Origin of the sequence: Algibacter pacificus, from assembly GCF_008033385.1 — a bacterium.
Lineage (GTDB): Bacteria > Bacteroidota > Bacteroidia > Flavobacteriales > Flavobacteriaceae > Algibacter > Algibacter pacificus.
In genome coordinates this window covers 70,445-87,649 of the sequence record NZ_VOGY01000014.1, presented here as the reverse complement: position 1 = coordinate 87,649, position 17,205 = coordinate 70,445, and the positions used below count along the sequence as shown (strand labels likewise).

14 protein-coding genes and 1 tRNA gene are annotated in these 17,205 nt (G+C 33.9%); 5 read left to right on the top strand and 10 right to left on the bottom strand.

All coding sequences use genetic code 11. From position 1 onward, the window contains the following. Nucleotides 1-157: 157 nt before the first annotated feature. The 3 genes from FQU21_RS15875 to FQU21_RS15865 all read right to left on the bottom strand — a co-directional run bounded on the left by FQU21_RS15875 (nucleotide 158) and on the right by FQU21_RS15865 (nucleotide 2,480). Nucleotides 158-1,309, bottom strand: a complete 1,152-nt coding sequence (locus FQU21_RS15875; RefSeq protein ID WP_147678993.1) for a FecR family protein — start codon at nucleotides 1,307-1,309, stop codon at nucleotides 158-160. Nucleotides 1,310-1,438: 129 nt separating this feature from the next. Then, nucleotides 1,439-2,035: an RNA polymerase sigma-70 factor gene (locus tag FQU21_RS15870; protein WP_147678992.1), complete on the bottom strand. Its 597-nt coding sequence runs from the start codon at nucleotides 2,033-2,035 to the stop codon at nucleotides 1,439-1,441. 371 nt (nucleotides 2,036-2,406) lie between these two features. Continuing rightward, nucleotides 2,407-2,480, bottom strand: a tRNA-Arg gene (locus tag FQU21_RS15865). A gap of 80 nt (nucleotides 2,481-2,560) precedes the next feature. Here FQU21_RS15865 and FQU21_RS15860 point away from each other — a divergent pair. The 5 genes from FQU21_RS15860 to FQU21_RS15840 all read left to right on the top strand — a co-directional run bounded on the left by FQU21_RS15860 (nucleotide 2,561) and on the right by FQU21_RS15840 (nucleotide 6,992). Then, on the top strand, nucleotides 2,561-3,190 hold the full coding sequence (locus tag FQU21_RS15860; RefSeq protein WP_147678991.1) for a Crp/Fnr family transcriptional regulator: 630 nt from the start codon (nucleotides 2,561-2,563) through the stop codon (nucleotides 3,188-3,190). A gap of 506 nt (nucleotides 3,191-3,696) precedes the next feature. Beyond that, a complete protein-coding gene (locus tag FQU21_RS15855) occupies nucleotides 3,697-4,254 on the top strand; it encodes a YeeE/YedE family protein (protein ID WP_147678990.1) in 558 nt (185 codons plus the stop codon). A 2-nt stretch (nucleotides 4,255-4,256) separates the two neighbouring features. Then, the gene (locus tag FQU21_RS15850) at nucleotides 4,257-4,670 is read left to right on the top strand and encodes a DUF6691 family protein (RefSeq protein WP_147678989.1); all 414 of its coding nucleotides are present in this window, start codon (nucleotides 4,257-4,259) and stop codon (nucleotides 4,668-4,670) included. Beyond that, entirely contained in the window at nucleotides 4,671-5,465 is a 795-nt protein-coding gene (locus FQU21_RS15845) for a sulfite exporter TauE/SafE family protein (RefSeq protein WP_147678988.1), read from the top strand. Nucleotides 5,466-5,579: 114 nt separating this feature from the next. Next, entirely contained in the window at nucleotides 5,580-6,992 is a 1,413-nt protein-coding gene (locus FQU21_RS15840) for an MBL fold metallo-hydrolase (protein ID WP_147678987.1), read from the top strand. Nucleotides 6,993-7,091: 99 nt separating this feature from the next. Here the strand turns inward: FQU21_RS15840 and FQU21_RS15835 are convergent, their stop codons facing one another. From FQU21_RS15835 to ilvB, 7 genes are all read right to left on the bottom strand, one after another. After that, the gene (locus FQU21_RS15835; protein WP_147678986.1) at nucleotides 7,092-9,326 is read right to left on the bottom strand and encodes a DUF7133 domain-containing protein; all 2,235 of its coding nucleotides are present in this window, start codon (nucleotides 9,324-9,326) and stop codon (nucleotides 7,092-7,094) included. A 264-nt stretch (nucleotides 9,327-9,590) separates the two neighbouring features. Continuing rightward, nucleotides 9,591-9,995, bottom strand: coding sequence for a c-type cytochrome (locus FQU21_RS15830; RefSeq protein ID WP_147678985.1), 405 nt, complete (start codon nucleotides 9,993-9,995; stop codon nucleotides 9,591-9,593). A gap of 158 nt (nucleotides 9,996-10,153) precedes the next feature. Continuing rightward, on the bottom strand, nucleotides 10,154-11,746 hold the full coding sequence (locus FQU21_RS15825) for an NADP-dependent glyceraldehyde-3-phosphate dehydrogenase (protein WP_147678984.1): 1,593 nt from the start codon (nucleotides 11,744-11,746) through the stop codon (nucleotides 10,154-10,156). Between the two features lie 274 nt (nucleotides 11,747-12,020). Continuing rightward, nucleotides 12,021-13,280 (bottom strand): threonine ammonia-lyase, encoded by a 1,260-nt coding sequence (gene ilvA / locus FQU21_RS15820; protein WP_147678983.1) that lies wholly within the window; start codon nucleotides 13,278-13,280, stop codon nucleotides 12,021-12,023. A gap of 113 nt (nucleotides 13,281-13,393) precedes the next feature. Beyond that, nucleotides 13,394-14,869: a ketol-acid reductoisomerase gene (gene ilvC / locus FQU21_RS15815; RefSeq protein WP_147678982.1), complete on the bottom strand. Its 1,476-nt coding sequence runs from the start codon at nucleotides 14,867-14,869 to the stop codon at nucleotides 13,394-13,396. Nucleotides 14,870-14,881: 12 nt separating this feature from the next. After that, nucleotides 14,882-15,424: an acetolactate synthase small subunit gene (ilvN, locus tag FQU21_RS15810; protein WP_147678981.1), complete on the bottom strand. Its 543-nt coding sequence runs from the start codon at nucleotides 15,422-15,424 to the stop codon at nucleotides 14,882-14,884. A 20-nt stretch (nucleotides 15,425-15,444) separates the two neighbouring features. Continuing rightward, nucleotides 15,445-17,181, bottom strand: a complete 1,737-nt coding sequence (gene ilvB / locus FQU21_RS15805; protein ID WP_147678980.1) for a biosynthetic-type acetolactate synthase large subunit — start codon at nucleotides 17,179-17,181, stop codon at nucleotides 15,445-15,447. Nucleotides 17,182-17,205: the final 24 nt, after the last annotated feature.

Genomic DNA, 17,205 nt, shown 5'->3' with positions numbered 1-17,205 from the left:
AAGTCTAAAAAAGAGCCTTTTCTTTAAAACTATAGGGACTCTAATAAAATAATTTTTCATAAATTTGAGTGTTTTTGGTTAGTTATTGTTAATAATTAATCGATCATGTTGAGAGACAGAGCTTGGTCGGTAGGATGTCTAAACTCTGCTCTCTTTTTTATTTTACGATAATTGTTTTGCCTGATATTTCAAAGCTAATTTTATTAGTGTTTTCAAACAGCATCAAAATATCTTCGATACGTTGATCTTTCGAAAACACACCCCCAAATGTTTTTTTCTCTAAAGATTTATTTTCAAAATAAACTTCAAAGTTATACCATCTAGAAAGTACATTCATAATATCTTTAAGAGGTTTTCCTTTAAAACTAAAAGCACCTCTTTTCCAAGAAACTTCATTATAAACATCTATTTTTGATATGTTTATAATGTTATCCTTTTTATTGTATTTTGATTGTTCACCAGGTATTAATTGCTTATGTAATATTCCAGAATTTACACTTACTTTTCCTTCTACTAATGTGGTGTAAATTTCACTTTCATCTTTATAGGCATTAATATTAAATTCTGTTCCTAAAACTTCAATTTCATGGTCTCCAGTAAAAACTTTAAACTTAGAGTTTCTATGCTGGTCACTAGGAGAAACATCAAAATAAGCTTCGCCATACAATAACTCTACAACTCTGGTTTCTCCATCAACAAATTGAACGGGATATTTAAGCTTAGAATCTGAGTTTAACCATACTTGTGTACCGTCGGATAGTTTAACAAAGTATTGTCCGCCTCTAGGTATAGTTAAATAATTATAATTAATATTTTTTGTACTTTTTAATTTAGTATTATAAACAATTTCTTTTCCATTACCAGAAACATTTTCTGAAACATAAGCTTGTCCTTTTTCTAAAATAACATTAGAGCCATCTTCTAGGGTTAAAATGGCTTTATCTGAACCAATTTCAATTAGATTATTTGCTGTAATAGGGGTAATATTTTCAACTTGAGTATCTTTTGTTAAATAGAAGTACCCCACCGTAATGAATACCACAATAGCTGAGGCATATTTAAATATGTTACGCTTGTATAAAGGCACAACTTTAGCGTTATTTAACCTCCTTTTGGTAATCTCTAGTTCTATTTTAGAATAAAGACTCTCTTTATACTTTCTTTTGTCATCAATATCAAAAGGCCATTCATGAGGTTTTTGATGGCTAACAAAAAAATTGCTTAGGTTTTTCACTTCTGTGTCCGAGATGTTTCCCTTAAACAATTTATCAATTAATAACAGTAGGTAATTTTTATCTTTCTGGCTCATTTTACTTATGCAAAATATACTGTGATATAATTAAGTCGATAAAAAAAGACATAACCCTAACGGGAAAATCATTTTTTTTTAATTTAAGCATATTTTTCTACAAAATTTTAAGCCTAGAACCGTAAACGTCTAAGAACCTATATCAATAAACAAGAATGCTATTAGCTCTAATGTTGCAATATTACTTATTGAAGCTTTTAAAATTTTTAAAGATTTTGTCATATGCGCTTCAACAGTTTTGGTAGAAATATTAAGTTGCTGCGCAATTTCTTTATTACTTAAGTGTCTTTCTCGTTTTAGTTTAAAGACCTCTTTATTTCTTTTTGGAAGGTTTTCAATGGCTGTATTAAGATGCGCCATTAATTCCTTATAAATCATTTTAGACTCAGGGGTACCGGTTTCCACCCTTTTATTAAAATCTAAAGTAAAATCTTCTGTATAAACACCTTTGTTCTTTCTAAAATAATCATAAGTTTTATACAAAATACAAGAATATAAATATCCTTTTAAAGATGTTTTAATTTCTATACGTCCACGTTTTGCCCAAAGATTAACAAATATGTCCTGAAGAATATCTTCCGCAACATCTTTTTTATTTACAATATTAAAGGCTGATACTAATAAAGATTCCCAATATTGGTCGTACAGCATTTTAAACGCTTTCTCGTCTCCCGCATTAAATCGGTTAATAAGCTCTTTATCGGTCACTTGTTGTGTATTGGCCAATTTTAATCATTAAATAGTATAAGCTAAAATAAATAATTAAAAAATATTTGTTTTGTATTCTTTTAAAGAGAAATAAAATAGTATGCCAAATTTATAATAAAAATTAAATATTTAGTTAAAATCATATAAAAATTAAGGAAATAAAAGTCAAACCCCTATATTTTTGTTTTAATTTTCTTAAAACACCAAATAAATATCAATCTTTTCAATTAGATTAAAAACACAACCTAAATTAATTTTTTCCGCATAAAGAAAACAGTTAGATATAATCCTTTACAATAAAACAACACATTTTCGTGACAAACATCAATAAAACAACCAATAAAAAACCCTAACAAATTGACAAACAATCTATTAGGGTAATTATTTCGTGACCTCGACTGGATTCAAACCAGTAACCTCTTGAGCCGTAATCAAGTGCGCTATTCAGTTGCGCCACGAGGCCTTTTTTGTGGGTGCAAATATACATCTTTTATTAAATAACAACCAAATTTTTTTTGTAAATTTTTATGTTTATTTTTGATTATGGCAAAAACACTATTAAAAGAAAAATTTAGTCCCATCCTAGACCAAGATATCATAGACGAAATCTTGAAAATAGGACATTTTAAAACCTTTGAAAAAGACGATATTATAATAGACATTAATCAAACCCTCAAATACATCCCACTACTACTAACAGGAAATATTAAAATCCTACGCGAAGATACCTATGGCAACGAGCTGCTCATTTACTTTCTCGAAACCGGTGAAACCTGTACCATGTCGCTCACCTGCTGCATGGGCACAACAAAAAGCAAAATACGCGCCGTAGCCGAAACCAACTCAAGCCTAGTGCTCATTCCTGTAGAAAACATACAAACCTGGTTTCACACCAACCAGAGCTGGCGTAATTTTATCCTTGAAAGCTACCAAACACGCTTTAATGAAATGCTCGAAACCATCGATAATATCGCCTTCCTAAAAATGGATCAACGTTTACACAACTACCTAACAAATAAAGCACACCTAAACGGCACACAAACCATTATTGTAAAACATCTAGACATTGCCGAAGATCTACACACCTCGCGCGTTGTTATTTCTAGACTCCTAAAACAACTAGAAAACGAAAACAAAATAAAACTAAGTCGCAACAAAATAGAAATTCTTTAATTTTTTTGGGCGCTCCCCGAAAAGGGTCGGGCTATCCGCTGCAAGTCCTCGCATGCCCAATTATCATTGGTCCTGCTGTGGGCTTTCCACTACTATCCCTAGCGCAAGCACATCTGCCAACAAACGTCTCTATCTAAAAAACACGGTTTCCAATAAAGAATAAAGAATAAAGAATAAAGAATAAAGAATAAAGAATAAAGAATAAAGAATAAAGAATAAAGAAAGCTACATCTTCTAGAATAAACACAGCAAAAAAACCCACATTTCTTTCTCTAATTTCCTACTACATATTTCTAGAAACTTTTTCCTTTTGGCTTATAACTATTTTCTCTTGGCTCTATTTTCTATTTTCGCTATTCATTTTTATTTATTCCTTCTTAATTATTGGCGCTTTGTTTACCTCTAACCTCTTGCTTAAAAACAACTTAACTCCACACCCAATTCAAAGTAACATTTATTACAAATCAAATGCCATTAACACCATACCTTTGTGCTAAATACAGAATATGGAAACCCTCTTAAACCCTTGGCCTTGGTATATATCAGGCCCATTAATAGCCTTAGTTATGGCACTACTACTCTATTTCGGAAAAAATTTCGGAATGTCCTCAAACCTCAGCACGCTTTGCGCGATTGGTGGTGCAGGTAAATTTTCAGATTTTTTTAAATTCAAATGGAAAGACCAACTCTGGAACCTAACCGTAGTCCTTGGTGCCATTATTGGCGGATTCATTGCAACGCACTATCTATCCAACGATAGCCTCATGGATTTAAATCCAAAAACTATTACCGAACTCAACAACATGGGCTTTCAAAATGCAGGCGCATCACTTTTACCAAACGAGTTATTTAGCTTGGAGGCCTTAAAGTCGCCCAAAACACTAATCATTCTAATTATTGGCGGTCTACTTGTAGGTTTTGGAACCCGCTACGCTGGCGGATGCACCTCTGGGCATGCCATTACCGGACTTAGCAGTTTACAGAAACCTTCATTAATTGCCGTAATAGGCTTTTTTATTGGAGGATTAATAATGACGAACCTTATTTTACCATTAATATTTTAACTATGAAATTTATAAAATTCTTACTCGTAGGTATCTTTTTTGGTATTGTCCTTGTAAAATCCGAAGCCGTTTCATGGTACCGCATTTACGAAATGTTCCGTTTTCAATCTTTCCAAATGTATGGTATTATAGGTACCGCTATTGGAACGGGCATTCTGTTTTTACAAATTTCTAAAAAAGGCTTTATAAAAAGTATTAAAGGCGCCGATATATATGTGCCTAAAAAAGACAAAGGCTTTACGCGCTACATTATTGGTGGAACCATTTTTGGTTTAGGTTGGGCGCTTATTGGTGCTTGTCCCGGCCCTATGTATATTCTTTTAGGTACAGGCGTTTCAAGTATGCTCATCGTTATTGCTGCTGCCTTAATAGGAACATTTCTTTACGGCCTTCTAAAATCTAAACTACCCCATTAAATGGAAACTACAGCAATTATTGGTTACATTGGCGCTCTTATCGTTGGTCTTGTTTTAGGCTTAATTGGTGGTGGTGGCTCTATATTAACCGTTCCTCTATTAGTTTATTTATTAGCTTACAATCCCATTATTGCCACCGCATATTCTTTATTTGTCGTTGGCACAACTTCCTTAGTTGGAACTATTCAAAAATTCCAAAAAGGATTAGTTGATGTAAAAACAGGATTAGCGTTTTCATTCCCTTCCTTTATAGCTGTGTATTTATCTCGCCGCTATCTAGTTCAAAATATACCTGAAACCCTTTTTACTATTAGCAATTTCGAACTAACAAAAGACATGGGGATTATGGTGTTTTTTGCAATAATCATGCTAGTAGCTTCGGTTTCCATGATTAAAAACAAAAAAAAAGAAGCCGATATCACTTCAGCCAAACAATCGTACTACAAAACCTTTATTCAAGGTTTAGTTATTGGTGCAATTACCGGATTAATAGGTGCTGGAGGTGGTTTTCTTTATGTTCCTGCATTGGTACTTTGGGCAAATATCCCCATGAAAAAAGCAGTTGGAACGTCACTAATTATTGTTACCATAAACTCATTAATTGGCTTTATAGGCGATGTGCAAACTCTCGATATAGAATGGACGTTTCTATTAACCTTTACAGCTATATCTATTGTAGGCATTCTTTTAGGTACCTATTTTTCTAAATTCATTAGTGGAAAAAAACTCAAAAAAAGCTTTGGGTACTTTATTCTCTTAATGGCAATTTATATTATGTATAAGGAACTTAAATAGTTATGTAATATTTGTAACGTAGCAAGTATGAAACTTTACTAATTTTGAACAAAATATATACAGATTTCATATAATTTATTGAGATCTTCAAAACAAAATAAAAGAAATTATAATATGAAAATAGAACAAATATATACGGGTTGTTTAGCACAAGGCGCTTATTACATTGAATCTAAAGGCGAAGTTGCCATTATAGATCCTTTACGTGAAACCCAACAATATGTTGATAAAGCAAACAACGAAAACGCTAAAATAAAATACATTTTTGAAACCCATTTTCATGCCGATTTTGTTTCTGGGCATGTTGACCTCGCTAAAAAAACAGGAGCCACTATCGTTTTTGGTCCAAATGCTGAAACAGACTACAAAGCTCACATAGCAAAAGATAACGAAACCTTTAAAATTGGAGATCTAACCATAAAAGTATTACATACGCCAGGACATACTTTAGAATCTTCTACCTTTTTATTAATTGATGAAAACGGTAAAGATCATGCTGTTTTTTCGGGAGACACTCTATTTTTAGGTGATGTTGGCCGACCAGATTTAGCCATAAAATCCGATTTAACTAAAGAAGATTTAGCGGGTATGCTATTCGATTCGCTTCGCAATAAAATTATGACACTTCCCGATGATATTATTGTATATCCAGCCCATGGTGCCGGTTCCGCTTGTGGAAAAAACCTAAGTAAAGAAACGGTTGGTGTTTTAGGTGATGAGAAAAAAACAAATTATGCATTACGTGCCGATATGACCCGTGATGAATTTATAAAGGAAGTTCTTGATGGTATTGCGCCTCCGCCACAGTATTTTGCAAAAAATGCCATGATGAATAAATCGGGTTATGATAATTTTGAAACTATTTTGAAAAAAGGAGATATCCCATTATCTCCTGAAGCTTTTGAAACTATTGCAAATAATGAAGATGCTTTAGTTTTAGATGTGAGAAATGAACAAGATTTTACCAACAGCCATATACCAAACTCCATATCTATTGGTCTGCAAGGTAGTTTTGCCCCATGGGTTGGCGCTTTAATCACCGATTTAAAACAACCTATCCTTCTTGTTGTTCCTGAAGGTAAAGCCGAAGAAGCCGTAACACGATTATCTCGTGTGGGCTATGATAATACTTTAGGCTATTTAGAAGGTGGAATGGATAGCTGGATAGCAGCAGGAAAAGAAATTGAAACGATTAACTCTATTTCTGTAGACGAATTTTCTAAGCGCTACAATTCCGAAGATATTCAGATTTTAGATGTTAGAAAAGATGGTGAATACAAGTCTGAACATTTAAAAGGAGACCATGTAAAACATTTTGCCTTAGATTATATTAACAATAATATGAGCAGTATTGATAAAAACCAGACCTATTACATCTATTGTGCCGGTGGTTACCGTTCTTTAATAGCAACTTCTATTTTAAAAGCCCGTGGTTTTAATCATTTAATTGATATTGCTGGTGGTTTTGGAGCTATTAAAAACAGTACGTTACCTACTACGGATTATGTTTGTCCAAGCACGTTATAAAATATTAAACACCAAACCCCAAATAGTAATTAGTAGCAATAAAAAAGGATGTCGTAAATTACGACATCCTTTTTTTATAGCTTTAAATAGGCTATTTTACTATTCTTTTTCTAACTCTTCTAAAGTCCAGTAATCTTCACGGTCTCCTACTTCTTTTCTTGCTCTATTTACATCTTTTCTACTTACAGAACTAGCATCATTCATAGCTCTCACATAACTTAAAACATCTGCAATATATTGATCGCTATTAGATTTTAACGCCATCATAATACCATATTCTGTCCCTTCAATAGGGCCAATAAGTCCGTTTAATAATATTTTACTTAATCTTCCTTTATCTCCTGTAACCCGTGCACTTCCAATTAACGATGGTGCAATTAAACTTCCATCTTCCGTAGGAATTCCTTTTAAATCGGCTCCATGACAGGTAATACACAATTGTTTATAAGAATCGTAACCGGCATAAATACTATTCTTTTCACCTACACCTCTATTAGACACGCGTTTTTTCAACATTTCTAATTGCGAATCATCCTTCTTTAAACTTTCGGCTACCGAATGCGACACAATTTCATGATCGCCATATTTTGAATTAATAGCATTTAATATCTCTGTAGCTTTTTCATCTTTACTATAACGTAAACTTAAAGCTAACTGATTCACTACATCAATATTAGAATCTGAAATTAATTTTTCTAGATCGGCTAGAATGGTAGTGTCGCCAGTTGTCATAAAGTTTTCACTTAACCTAATGGCTGTTACTCGAACTCTAGAGTCTTCATCGGTTAATTTTTCTGTTATTAAGGTTTTATCAATATCCCCTAAACCTTCTAAAGTCCAAAGCGCAGTTAAGCGTTCTAAGCCTAAATCTTTATCACTATTTAATAATCCATCCAAGAACGATGTGTTATCTCTTGCAATAGCTTGTAATTCTGGAATAACAGATTTATCATCTTTTAAAACAATTAATTTTTGAGCAGTATTTCTATACCAGCCATTTCTGTGACCTAAATACGGAATTAATTCTGACGCTTTTTTACCTAATAAATTAGGCTTTTTATCAAGTTCGATATCTTCATGAACAATTCTATAAATTCGTCCTTTTCCTATATTTTTATCTAAGTTCTTTCTAATTATTACAGGTCTTAAATGACTTCCTTTTTTAGTCCAGTTACTTTCTTGAATAATGCCGCGATACATATCTACAATATAAAGCGCTCCATCTGGACCTGTTTTGGCTTGTAATGGTCTAAAGTTTAAATCTGTAGAAGCCATAAATTCTGCTTTATCGTAAGCATTATACAGCACCTTTTTGCCGTTTTCATTCTTTATTTTTGCTCTACGAATTAATCTTCCTACAGGTTCTGGAATAAACAAATCGCCATATAAACCAGAAGGTAATTTATGTCCTCTATAAATTTCTTGTCCTGCAACACCTGTAAAATGGTTAAGTGTACCATCTTCACGCAATCGTTTTGGTCCTCCTTGCACATCAGGAGTTCCTACAATAGGCCACGGTTCTACAAAACCTTTGGAAAGTCTTCCGCTAGCATTAAATTCTCCATATACTGGTGGCTGTTGAAACCCATAAGCCGGGTTTTCACTTCCAGCAGAAGAGTAATACATATTTCCTAAATCATCTTGAGTAAGCCCCCATTGACCTCTACTTGGAATATTATCTAAAGAGTCTACTTCTACTTTACCATCGCTTTTAAATTTAAATCGAACAGGATTATACGTGGTATACACCCAGTTATCTAAATTCCAAATAAGTCCACTTTGTTGGTGCTCTAAATTCCCTCCACGACGATTTGGGTTATGATACACACGTTCTTTTTTATCGGCAACACCATCGCCGTTAGTATCCTTATAGCTCCATAAATCGTAAGAATATGTTTCGTTTACAATTAATTCGTTTTCCAGAGGTAAAATCATTCTTGGCAGCAATAAGCTATCAATAAAAATGGTGCTTTTATCCATTATACCATCGCCATCCAAATCTTCAAGTAATTTTATTTTACTTATAGACCGGTTGGTTCCACTACCATCAACATCCTGCATATAGGTGTTCATTTCTGCAACAAACATACGTCCGTTTCCATCCCAAGCTATAGCCACTGGCTCATCAATCATTGGCTCACTAGCAACAAGTTCCACCTTATAGCCGTCTGGCAAATAGAAACGCTTTAAGCTTTCTTCAGGTGAAAGAAACTTAGCATCTGCTTCTCTAACTATTTCTGGTTTTTCGTAAATTTTGTCGACATATTCCTTTTTTTTACAATTCAAAAAAGATAATAAAACAAGTAATAAGGCGCTTATCTTTTTAATATTCATGCTTTAGTTAAGTTAGTTTATTTCTCAATAAAAAGTACTCGTTTAAACCTTTTTATTGAGGTGGTAAATTTTTAGAGCAAAACTAAGAACATAAAATCGTGATTTTTTGAAATTCTCGTTTTGGGGTAGTTCACCCTCTATAGCTTTAAATAAAAAAAACTATTTATCTCAAAAATATCATATCTATCTCGAATATTAAAAACAATACAATACTTTTTCATTAGTAAAAAACTACAAAAAGTACTTTGAGATAAAAAAATACTATTATTGTAACGAATTAATCCAAGCCGCAAGTTTAAGAGCCTCGCCTCTTGGCACATTAGGTAATGGTGCCATTGGCACCGCATAATCTGGCCAGTTACTAGGTTCTGGTTTGTAAATAAGTTCTACAATTCTCTGGTTGGAATAGTTGCGCTTTGCAATGTCTATAAAAGATGGTCCTATAATTTTTTTGTCTTTTGTATGGCAAGCAACACATGTGTTTTTAGTTAATAGTTGTTGTACTTCTGCATCGTCTATAATAGCCGTTTCTTCAACTTTAACTTCTTTGGGCTTCGTTTTGGTTTCCTCGTAAGTAAACCCTTTTTTCTTTTTTTCTTCTTTTCCTCCACATCCTACTAGTACAACTGCCGAACATGCAGCAACTAATACATATTTTGCTATTTTCATGGTAATGCTATTATTAATTTATTATTTACAGATGTTATTAATTTATCAAATATAATGATATAAAGGCTTACCGAAGTGTAGAATTTTTTAATATTTTTTTGTCTATGGCTCCTCATGGCTCCCCTTAATCTAAACTAATTTTTATAATTGTTATACGGTTACAAAATATAATCGGTACTTATAAAATTAGATGTTTTCTTCTCTAATAATTCCTCTAAAATGGCATTATTATAAGCATTGTCTTTAGATGCCACAAAGGTTCTAATAGAAAATGAACGTAAAGCATCGTGCACAGAAAGCGTTCCGTAAGCGGAATCTTTACGCCCAGTAAATGGATATACATCTGGTCCACGTTGGCAAGAACTGTTTAAATTTACTCGACATACTAAATTAACTAAGGTATCAATTAATGGAGAAAGGGTATGCACATTTTTTCCAAACAGACTTACTTGCTGTCCGTAATTAGATTCTGCCATATCGTTAAGAGGTTCTTCAATATCAGAAAAAGAAACCACTGGCACAACAGGCCCAAATTGCTCCTCTTTAAATACCCGCATATCTTTTGTTACGGGGTAAAGTACCGCTGGAAAAATAAAATTCTCTGTAGTTTCTCCGCCTTTTTTATTTAAGATATTAGCTCCTTTTGCTTTCGCATCGTTTATTAGTTCTTGAATATAAGCTGGTTTTTCTTTTTCTGGCAATGGTGTAAGTTTTGCGCCTGCTTCCCAAGGGTTACCAAATTTAAGCTGATCCACTTTAAAAGCAAATAACCTATTAAATTCCTCCACAACAGATTCATGCACATAAATTACTTTTAACGCCGTACAACGTTGTCCGTTAAAAGAAAGTGTCCCAGCAATACATTCGTCTACAGCTAAATCTAAATCGGCATCTGGTAAAATAATAGCAGGATTTTTAGCTTCTAAACCTAAAACCATGCGTAATCTATTTCCTTTTGGGTGTTGTGCTTGTAGTGCATTTGCCGATTGGCTATTACCAATTAACGCTAAAACATCAACTTTACCCGATTGCATAATAGGCGTTGCCAAAACACGACCACGACCATAAACAATATTAACAACACCTTTTGGAAAACTATTGTGAAAAGCTTCTAATAATGGTGAAATTAATAACACCCCTATTTTTGCTGGTTTAAAAACTACAGGGTTCCCCATTATTAATGCAGGAATCAATAACGTAAACGTTTCGTTTAACGGGTAATTATACGGTCCTAAACATAATACGACACCCAGTGGCCCACGACGGATATGTGCATAAACGCCTGAGTTTTTCTCAAATTTTGCTGAGTCTCTATCTATTTGCTTATAAGCTTCAATGGTATCGTAAATATAATCTACAGTTCTATCAAATTCTTTTTCAGAATCTGGTAAGTTTTTGCCAATTTCCCACATTAAAAGTTTTACAACTTCTTCGCGTTTGGTTTTCATTTCTTCAACAAACTTTTCCATACAAGCAATTCTGTCGATCACTTTCATAGTTGGCCATAAACCTTGCCCTTTATTATAAGCCGAAGTTGCAGCATCTAAAGCCTCTAAAGCTTCTGCTTCGCCTAACTGCGGAATAGTTCCTAATACGGTTGGTTTATAATCTTTTGTAGATGAAATAGTAGAATATACCTCTGCGGTTTCACCTTCCCAATGTTTTAGTTCTCCATTAACCAAATAGGTAGATTGGTGCAATAACGAATCAATTTTATACGCTTCTGGAATGTCTTGAAATGTTGTTTTCATAGTAACAATATTGTATTAAGTAGTAAGGTAAAGATATTAATATTCTTCTGAAATTGCGAGTAAAACAGAAGAGCTATCTTAAAAAATATTGTATTCTTAACGTATTAAATACATCAGAATAGGATACTTAACACTAAAACGTTTTCGTGCCATCATAAGTTTAAATAGATCCTGAAATGGATGTAAAACTTATTCAAAAAAAAAGCCTTTTAAATCCAAAATTATAAAAACCGGATTAAAAAAGCTTTGAAATGTTATGCTATAAAAATTCTAACTATACTAAAAACTGAAATAAATCGGGCTTATCATTTAGGTAGTCCCCAAAAAAGTTTCTGGCTTTCATTTTTTCTATTAAAGGTTCTAAATCGTCTGCCGATTTTAATAAAATACCAACGACAGCAGCACCATTTTCACGATTGGTTTTTTTAGCGTATTGAAAATGGGTAATATCATCGTTTGGTCCCAATATATCAACCACAAATTCTTTTAATGCTCCGGCCCTTTGCGGAAACTTCACAATAAAATAATGCTTTAAATTAGCATATAGCAGCGCACGCTCTTTAATTTCTGCAGTTCGAGTTATATCATTATTACTTCCAGAAACCACACAGACTACATTTTTACCTTTTATTTCTTCGGCATAGGAATCTAAAGCCGAAATACTTAATGCCCCCGCAGGTTCTACAACAATGGCATCTTTATTATAAAGCTCTAAAATAGTTTGGCACACTTTCCCTTCGTGAACGATAATCATATTGTGCAAATTAACTTTACAAATTTCGAAAGTTAAATCGCCAACACGTTGCACTGCAGCGCCATCCACAAATTTCTCTATATTCTGAATGGTTGTATTTTTATTATTTTTAATTGAAGTTTTCATTGATGGCGCTCCTTCTGGCTCGACTCCAATAATTTTAGTATTTGGAGAAAGCGCTTTAAAAACAGAAGATAGTCCCGATGCTAATCCGCCGCCACCAACCGCAATAAAAACATAGTCGATTGGCTCTGTGGATTGTTCTAAAATTTCTAAACCAACCGTTCCTTGACCTTCAATTACTTTTTCATCATTAAACGGATGAATAAAACTTTTACCTAAAGCTGAACATTCTGCCATAGCGGCATTGTTAGCATCATCAAAGGTATCACCTTCTAGTTTTATGGTTATAAAATCGCCACCAAACATTTTAACCTGTTCTATTTTTTGTTTAGGTGTTGGGGTTGGCATATAAATAGTACCTTCAATTTGCAACAATTTGCAAGACAAAGCCACCCCTTGTGCATGGTTTCCTGCACTAGCACAAACCACACCTTTTTTTGCTTCGTTGGGCGTTAAAGAACTTATTTTATTGTAAGCACCACGAATTTTATACGAGCGAACTTGCTGCAAATCTTCACGCTTTAGAAGAATATTGGCTTTAAAATATTCAGAAAGACGAAGACTCTGCCCTAAAGGCGTAACTGCTGAAACTTTTTTAATGGTCTCAGCAGCCTGCTTTATATTATCAATACTAGGAAAATAGGTGTTCTCCTCCATTAATTTATAATTTTAGTTACCTGTAAGATTTACGAGATTTTACAGGTTGTTTTATAAAAAAGACCTGCCCAGTTTATAAAACTCAGTCAGGTCTTGAATATTTGTTTAAAAGTTTAAACTATTGGCTTCATAGCCGTCATAGATGCTCTTAAAAATCTTCCCACTTTTTCAACTGGGTGATTTCTTAATGCTGCATTAACTTCAATTAATTTAGCATTATCAACACCTTTACCATTGTCAACAGCATAAGGTTTACCAATAACATCTGTATCGATAGTTTTCATGAAATCTCCTAACAAAGGCTTACAAGCATGATCGAATAAATAACATCCGTACTCAGCAGTATCAGAGATTACAGCATTCATTTCATATAATTTACGTCTTGCAATCGTGTTTGCAATAAGTGGCGTTTCGTGTAAAGACTCGTAATAAGCCGATGCATCAATAATACCAGAATCTGTCATCGCTTCAAAAGCTAATTCTACACCTGCTCTTACCATAGCCACCATTAACACGCCGTTATCGTAAAATTCTTGTTCCGAAATTTCAACGTCACCAGCAGGCGTTTTTTCAAATGCTGTTTCAGCTGTTGCAGCTCTCCATCCTAATAAATCTTTATCATCGTTAGCCCAATCCGCCATCATACCAGCAGAAAAACGACCTTCAATAATATCATCCATATGCTTTTGGAATAACGGACGCATAATCTCTTTTAATTCTTCTGAAAGTTCAAAAGCTTTAATTTTTGCTGGGTTAGATAAACGATCCATCATATTAGTAATACCACCATATTTAAGACCTTCTGTGATAGTTTCCCATCCGTATTGAATTAATTTAGAAGCATAACCTGCATCGATTCCTTTTTCTACCATTTTATCGAAACAAAGGATAGATCCTGTTTGAAGTAAACCACATAAAATAGTTTGTTCTCCCATTAAATCGGATTTTACTTCGGCAATAAAAGATGATGCTAATACTCCTGCTCTATCACCTCCAGTTGCTGCTGCATAAGCTTTTGCCTGTGCCCAACCTTTTCCTTCTGGATCATTTTCTTCGTGAACCGCTATTAAAGTTGGCACACCAAATCCTCTTTTATATTCTTCTCTTACCTCGGTTCCTGGACATTTTGGAGCAACCATAATTACGGTTAAATCTTCACGAATTTGAGTTCCTTCTTCAACAATATTAAAACCATGAGAATAAGACAATGTTGCTCCTTTTTTCATTAAAGGCATTACTGCTCCCACTACACTTGTGTGTTGTTTATCCGGCGTTAAGTTTAATACTAAATCGGCAGTAGGAATTAACTCTTGGTAAGTACCCACAGTAAAACCGTTCTCGCTTGCATTTATAAAAGATTGGCGTTTTTCTGCAATGGCAGCATCACGAAGTGCATAAGAAATATCTAAACCAGAATCTCTCATATTCAATCCTTGGTTTAAACCTTGAGCGCCACAACCAACTATAACAATTTTTTTACCTTTTAAAACATTTACACCATCTTCAAATTCTGAAGAGTCCATAAATCTACATTTAGATAATTGATTTAATTTATCTCTTAATGATAAGGTGTTAAAATAATTTCCCATTTTTTAATTTAATTAGTATTTATTATTAAATGCTTGTGCTTGAAGCATTTCTGTTATTCTCATTTCCTCTTTGGTTACTGCAATTCGCCCAGAACGAACAAACTGCATAATACCATAAACGCTTAACTCTTTACGCAATGCTTCTATTTCTACACGACGTCCAGATTTTTCTAAAACGAAAAACTCTGGATTTACCGTTACAATTCTGGCATTACTTTCTTTTATTAAATTCTGAATTTGAGGTTCGTTAAATAATAAGTCCGATTTTATTTTAAACATACTCGATTCTGTAAAAATAGTTTGATCTTCGGTATGATAAAAGGCACGTATAGTTTCTACTTGCTTTTCTATTTGTTTCACAATTTTAAGGGCTTGTTCTTCACAAATATTAACAACAATTACAAAACGATTTACACCATCGATTTCTGATTGCGATGTTGTTAAACTTTCAATATTTATATGTCTACGCTGAAAAATAGCTGAGATACGATTTAATAACCCGATATTATTTTCGGTATAAATTGAAATCGTGAATGACTGTATATCTTGATTCATTTTATTATAATCTAAATTTATTAACTCAATCTTACATCAGAAACTGAAGCGCCTGTTGGAATCATTGGAAAAACGTTTCCTTCTTTTTCCACACAAACTTCTAAGAAATAGGATTCTTTAGAGGCAATCATTTCCTTAACCGCATCTTCCAATTCTTCTCTTTTTACCACTTTCCTTGCTTTAATATAGTAGCCTTCTGCAATAGCTATAAAGTTAGGATTTGTCATTTCGGTAGACGCATAACGTTTATCGAAAAACAACTGTTGCCATTGGCGTACCATTCCTAAGAATTCATTATTTAGGACTACAATTTTAACGGCTATTTCTTGTTGAAAAATAGTTCCCAATTCTTGAATATTCATTTGAAAACCACCATCTCCAATAATAGCAACAACTTCACGATCTGGTGCTGCCATTTTAGCTCCAATAGCTGCCGGAAGCGCAAAACCCATAGTTCCTAATCCACCGGAAGTAATATTACTTTTAGTAATGTTGAAATCGGCATAACGACAAGCAATCATTTGGTGTTGTCCTACATCAGAAACTATAGCGGCATTCCCCTTAGTTTCTATATTAATTTGTTTAATAACCTCGCCCATGGTTAACCCTTCTTTGCTTGGCGTAAGATCTTCTTTGATAACTTTTTCAAATTCTATAGCATACAAATCTTTAAATTCTTGTAACCAAGACTCGTGAGTTGCTTCATTTAATAAAGGAAGTAACTGCGCTAAACTATCTTTAGAATTTCCTAAAACAGCCACATCAGTTTTTACATTTTTATCAATCTCTGCTGGATCAATTTCAAAATGAATTACTTTAGCCTGCTTAGCATAGGTTTTTAAATTTCCTGTAACACGGTCGTCAAAACGCATACCAATAGCAATTAATACATCGCACTCATTGGTTAATTTATTAGGCGCATAATTACCGTGCATCCCCACCATACCAATATTTAATGGATGCGATGTTGGTATGGCAGAAGCTCCAAGAATAGTCCATGCTGAAGGAATACCTGCCTTTTCTATTACGGCCTTTAATTCTTCTTCTGCTTTTCCTAAAATAACACCCTGCCCCCAAACAATCATAGGTTTTTTGGCTGCATTAATTAATTCTGCAGCTGCTTTAACACCCGTTGTATCGGTTTCTGGCACAGGATTATAACTGCGTACTTTTGTACATTTTTCGTATTCAAAATCGAATTCTTCTAACTGAGCATCTTTAGTAACATCGACTAAAACAGGCCCCGGACGACCGCTTTTAGCAATATAAAAAGCTTTTGCTAAAGCTTCCGGAATTTGAGAAGCCTTTGTAACTTGGCAATTCCATTTTGTAACCGGTGTAGAGATTCCAACAATATCCGTTTCTTGAAATGCATCACTTCCTAATAAATGCGAAAACACCTGACCAGTAATACAAACTAAAGGTGTAGAATCTATTTGCGCATCGGCAATACCAGTTATTAAATTTGTTGCTCCAGGCCCAGAAGTTGCCATAGCGACTCCTACTTTTCCTGAAATGCGCGCATAACCTTGTGCCGCATGTGCTGCGCCTTGTTCATGACGTGTAAGGACGTGATGAATTTTGTGCTGAAATTTGTACAATTCATCGTAAACAGGCATAATTGCACCACCTGGATAACCGTAAAGTGTATCTACTCCTTCGGCTAATAAGCAATGAATAATAGCCTCGCTACCTGTAACACGCATAGTTTCCTGCGTTTTACCTTGTTGTTTTTCTATGGTTTGAGTGTCTTTCATCTCTATATATTTTCGTATTGCTCT

Coding starts and splice junctions, on each gene's coding strand:
- FQU21_RS15875 (WP_147678993.1), bottom strand. CDS start 1,309: ATGAGCCAGAAAGATAAAAATTACCTACTGTTATTAATTGATAAATTG.
- FQU21_RS15860 (WP_147678991.1), top strand. CDS start 2,561: ATGGCAAAAACACTATTAAAAGAAAAATTTAGTCCCATCCTAGACCAA.
- FQU21_RS15855 (WP_147678990.1), top strand. CDS start 3,697: ATGGAAACCCTCTTAAACCCTTGGCCTTGGTATATATCAGGCCCATTA.
- FQU21_RS15850 (WP_147678989.1), top strand. CDS start 4,257: ATGAAATTTATAAAATTCTTACTCGTAGGTATCTTTTTTGGTATTGTC.
- FQU21_RS15845 (WP_147678988.1), top strand. CDS start 4,671: ATGGAAACTACAGCAATTATTGGTTACATTGGCGCTCTTATCGTTGGT.
- FQU21_RS15840 (WP_147678987.1), top strand. CDS start 5,580: ATGAAAATAGAACAAATATATACGGGTTGTTTAGCACAAGGCGCTTAT.
- FQU21_RS15835 (WP_147678986.1), bottom strand. CDS start 9,326: ATGAATATTAAAAAGATAAGCGCCTTATTACTTGTTTTATTATCTTTT.
- FQU21_RS15830 (WP_147678985.1), bottom strand. CDS start 9,995: ATGAAAATAGCAAAATATGTATTAGTTGCTGCATGTTCGGCAGTTGTA.
- FQU21_RS15825 (WP_147678984.1), bottom strand. CDS start 11,746: ATGAAAACAACATTTCAAGACATTCCAGAAGCGTATAAAATTGATTCG.
- ilvA (WP_147678983.1), bottom strand. CDS start 13,280: ATGGAGGAGAACACCTATTTTCCTAGTATTGATAATATAAAGCAGGCT.
- ilvC (WP_147678982.1), bottom strand. CDS start 14,869: ATGGGAAATTATTTTAACACCTTATCATTAAGAGATAAATTAAATCAA.
- ilvN (WP_147678981.1), bottom strand. CDS start 15,424: ATGAATCAAGATATACAGTCATTCACGATTTCAATTTATACCGAAAAT.
- ilvB (WP_147678980.1), bottom strand. CDS start 17,181: ATGAAAGACACTCAAACCATAGAAAAACAACAAGGTAAAACGCAGGAA.